We start from the raw sequence: 3,368 nt of genomic DNA, 5'->3' as shown, positions 1-3,368 counted from the left end.
CTATTACGCTCCCCCCTAAACTAAACCCCGCGGCTATTCCGCCGTCCTTTGTCCCATTTTGACAAGCTCCACCCCGACTTGCAAAAGAGAATTCGCGTTAACCATAAAGAGTTAGGGGAAACCAGAGTCCGCCGTCATGAATCGGGCAGGCCAGGCTTGCCCCTGCTCGACCAACGAGACGGTATCGAAATCGCGGGAATCTGATTGCGGATCTCGGCGACATTGGCGGAATCGTGCTTGCCGTAGTCCAATGCCTTGTCCTTGCGACCCGCTGCGGTGATGCGGGTTTGCTATTTGGGCAACGGTGTTCGTGGCAAGGTGGCGAAGCTGACCGACGCCGTGCTCGTCGTAGAACGCTTCCTTAAGAGAAGTATTGGCGGATGGGGTGGGATTCGAACCCACGGTGGGCGTGAACCCACGCCGGTTTTCAAGACCGGTGCCTTAAACCACTCGGCCACCCATCCGGACCTTCTGACTATCGGCTGGCGGAAGGTTTCTCAACAGGAAAAGCGTCGGAGCGCCGCGATCACGCGCCAATCTTGAGAGTGGCGCTGCCTTTGGCCACCAGTTCGCCCGCTTCATTGCGAAGTTCGGCCTCGGCAAAGGCGATGGATTTGCCGCGGTGGCGGACCCATCCTTCCCCGATCAACTTGCCGGTATCGGCGCGGCCCACAAAGCTCGTCTTGAGTTCGAGTGTCACTTGCGGCGTGCCGGGCGTTTCATGTGTGAGGCGCACGGCATGGCCGCACAGCCCATCCAGCATGGCGCAGAGAAAGCCGCCAAAGATGCGCCCGCCGCGATTGACGAAATTATCGCCCGCAATGAACGACGCGCGGATATAGCCGCGCGCCGGGTCTTTCTCGAGAACCTGCTTGCCAAGCGTAACTGCCGCGGGCGACTCCCAGTCCGGGTCCATCGCCGTTCCGGTATCGTCCGCAGCACTCATCTCGTCATCCTTTCAGGGCGGTTTCGCCGCCCTGCCCGGCTCAGGCGAAGGGCGGAACGAAGGTCTTCTTGAAGCGCTCCTTGCAGGCCGCGTGCGCTTCGCTCATGAGCGCATGACCTTCTGCCGTACATGCCTTGTCAGCCCGGTATTCGGCAACCCCCTTGTTGGTGCAGCCGCGCAGATCGGGTTCGAAAAGGAAGATGCACACCATCGGGATATAGCGCTGCTCGCAAGGCAGCTCGCTGATGTATTTCTTCTCTTCCGCCGAACGGCGGTTCCACCAGGATGCCATCTTGGCCGGATCGCCTTCCGGAATGTCGATGCATTCCGGCACGGGCTGCGCCTTGGCGGGCTCGCCCGAAAAGCTCATCGCCAATATGCCAAGTCCAAGCGCCAGACAAAGTTGGACGAGATACTTCATGATGTTTTCTCCCACTCGACTATCGCCTCCCCGACAATAGTAATTCTCCTTTATCAGTTTGGCAGAAATACGACGCGCCGCAAGAGACAAAAGGGGCGCCCCGTGGGAGCGCCCTCTGATTTTTGTCGTCTTGTGTGAGAATCAGGCAGAAGCCGCTGCGGAAGGCCGCGCCTTCATGCGCTCGAACCACGCGACGATGTTCTTGTGCTCCGGGTTGATCGGCTGGCCGACCACCGCGCCGAAATCAAGGAAACCGAAAAGCAGGATATCGGCGAGCGTCAGCCGCTTGCCCGCAAGGAACTCCTTGCCTTCCATCAGGCCGTTGAGCCAGCCGAGCTTGTCCTGAGCAATGGCCTTGAGCCCCGCCGCCGCTTCCGGCAGACAGCGCATGCGGTTTTCGAAAAGGGCCAGGCCTTCCGCATAGCGGAAACCGCTCGTCATCGGCTCGCAGATATTGAGATCAACGCGGCGCGTCCACATGCGGGTTTCAGCGCGCTCTTCTGCCGTGTTGCCGATGAGCGATTCGCCCGGAAACTTCTCGTCGAGATATTCGCAAATTGCCGTGATCTCGGCGATGACGGAGCCATCATCGAGTTCAAGCGCGGGAAGCTGCCCGGCCGGATTCTTTGAAAGGAAAGGCTCCTTCCGGTTCTCGCCCTGCATCAGATCCACTTCAACGAAGGGGATATTGATGCCCTTTTCCTGCATGAACATTTTGACGACGCGGGGATTTGGCCCGATCGAATTATAGAATTTCATAAACTCACTCCCTGTGGCTCCGGCCTGTTCTGAATACCGGTATGGGGAATGATTACCGGAATGAGGGCGGAAGCGCCACCGCAACAGGGTTCGCGCCTTTTCATGGTTGGTCCCGGCTCAGTCCGTGGTTATCTAGGGGCAAGTCGGCGTGAGACCGGCCAGAGGAGGAGCAGCATGAGCGTGAAGAACGCCACTGAGAAGGTCGGTCAGCCCGCAGGCGGCACCGGCCCCTTTTATGGCTGGTATGTCGTTGCCGCTGTTTTCACTGTCATGACGGTGACGGCGGGTCTCGGTTTCTACAATCTCTCCGTCTATCTCAAGGCCTTTGTGGCGCAGGGTGGCTTCTCCGTTTCCGCAACATCGGGAGCCACGGCCTGCTTCTTCATTGCCTCCGGCATTACGGGCCTCGGCGTGGCCTCGCTGATCGAGCGATATGATCCGCGCTGGGTTATCACGGCTGGCGCAACCATGTGCGCCATTGCAACGCTCGGCGCAGGCCATGTCTCGGAGCTTTGGCAGCTCTATCTTTTCTATGTGCTGTTCGGCATGGGCTATTCGGCCTCGGCACTTATTCCGGGTACGACGCTTGTTGCGCGATGGTTCGCGCGGCGACGTTCCGTTGCGCTCTCCATTGCATCAACCGGCCTCTCGCTTGGCGGCATTATCATCACGCCTTTTGCCGCAAGCCTGATCGAACGGACCGGCCTTCAGGGCGCGACGCCCTGGCTCGCGATCGGTTTCATTGTCGGCATCGTGCCGGTGGCGTGGCTGCTCATCCGCCCTTCCCCGCAAGCCATGGGAACGGGACCGGATGGCGATCCCATCCTGCGTGACGACAGCGGTCAGCCCCTGCCCGCAGACGGGATTGAATATCGGTCGGCAATCAGCAGCCGCTTTTTCATTCTCTCCTGCTCGGCCTTCATCTTTGCGATGATGGCGCAGGTCGGCGTCATCGCGCATCAGTTCAGCCTCGTGGCCGGACGCAGCGGCAGCGACGACACCGCCGCGCTTGCCGTTGCCATCATGGCCTTTGCGAGTATCGCGGGCCGCCTCGCAGGCGGATGGGCACTCACCTTCATTCCCTCGCGCGGCTTCGTCATTGCCCTTGTCATCACGCAGGGCGTGGCGCTGATTTTCTACGCCATGGCAGATACGACGACCGGCCTCATCGTTGCGACCGTTCTCTTCGGCATCACCATCGGCAATCTGCTGATGATGCAGCCGCTGATGCTTGCCGAAGCC

Annotated in this window: 4 protein-coding genes and 1 tRNA gene; 1 reads left to right on the top strand and 4 read right to left on the bottom strand. The window is 60.0% G+C overall.

The features are described 5' to 3' along the window. Positions 1-374: 374 nt before the first annotated feature. The 4 genes from WBF74_RS08160 to WBF74_RS08145 form a co-directional block, all read right to left on the bottom strand. Positions 375-464 (bottom strand) — tRNA-Ser (locus WBF74_RS08160). A 62-nt stretch (positions 465-526) separates the two neighbouring features. Continuing rightward, the gene (locus WBF74_RS08155; RefSeq protein WP_424437910.1) at positions 527-946 is read right to left on the bottom strand and encodes a PaaI family thioesterase; all 420 of its coding nucleotides are present in this window, start codon (positions 944-946) and stop codon (positions 527-529) included. A gap of 40 nt (positions 947-986) precedes the next feature. Continuing rightward, entirely contained in the window at positions 987-1,367 is a 381-nt protein-coding gene (locus tag WBF74_RS08150) for a hypothetical protein (protein WP_424437907.1), read from the bottom strand. A gap of 141 nt (positions 1,368-1,508) precedes the next feature. After that, on the bottom strand, positions 1,509-2,126 hold the full coding sequence (locus WBF74_RS08145; protein ID WP_424437904.1) for a glutathione S-transferase family protein: 618 nt from the start codon (positions 2,124-2,126) through the stop codon (positions 1,509-1,511). Between the two features lie 174 nt (positions 2,127-2,300). Between WBF74_RS08145 and WBF74_RS08140 the strand changes: the two genes are divergently transcribed. Beyond that, a partial coding sequence (locus tag WBF74_RS08140; RefSeq protein ID WP_424437901.1) for an MFS transporter occupies positions 2,301-3,368 on the top strand: 1,068 nt, incomplete at its 3' end.

It is taken from the genome of Parvibaculum sp. (genome assembly GCF_049672805.1).
Lineage (GTDB): Bacteria > Pseudomonadota > Alphaproteobacteria > Parvibaculales > Parvibaculaceae > Parvibaculum.
Note: the sequence above shows the minus strand (reverse complement) of the source record. Positions and strands in the feature narration are given on the sequence as shown.

Coding starts and splice junctions, on each gene's coding strand:
- WBF74_RS08150 (WP_424437907.1), bottom strand. CDS start 1,367: ATGAAGTATCTCGTCCAACTTTGTCTGGCGCTTGGACTTGGCATATTG.
- WBF74_RS08155 (WP_424437910.1), bottom strand. CDS start 946: ATGAGTGCTGCGGACGATACCGGAACGGCGATGGACCCGGACTGGGAG.
- WBF74_RS08145 (WP_424437904.1), bottom strand. CDS start 2,126: ATGAAATTCTATAATTCGATCGGGCCAAATCCCCGCGTCGTCAAAATG.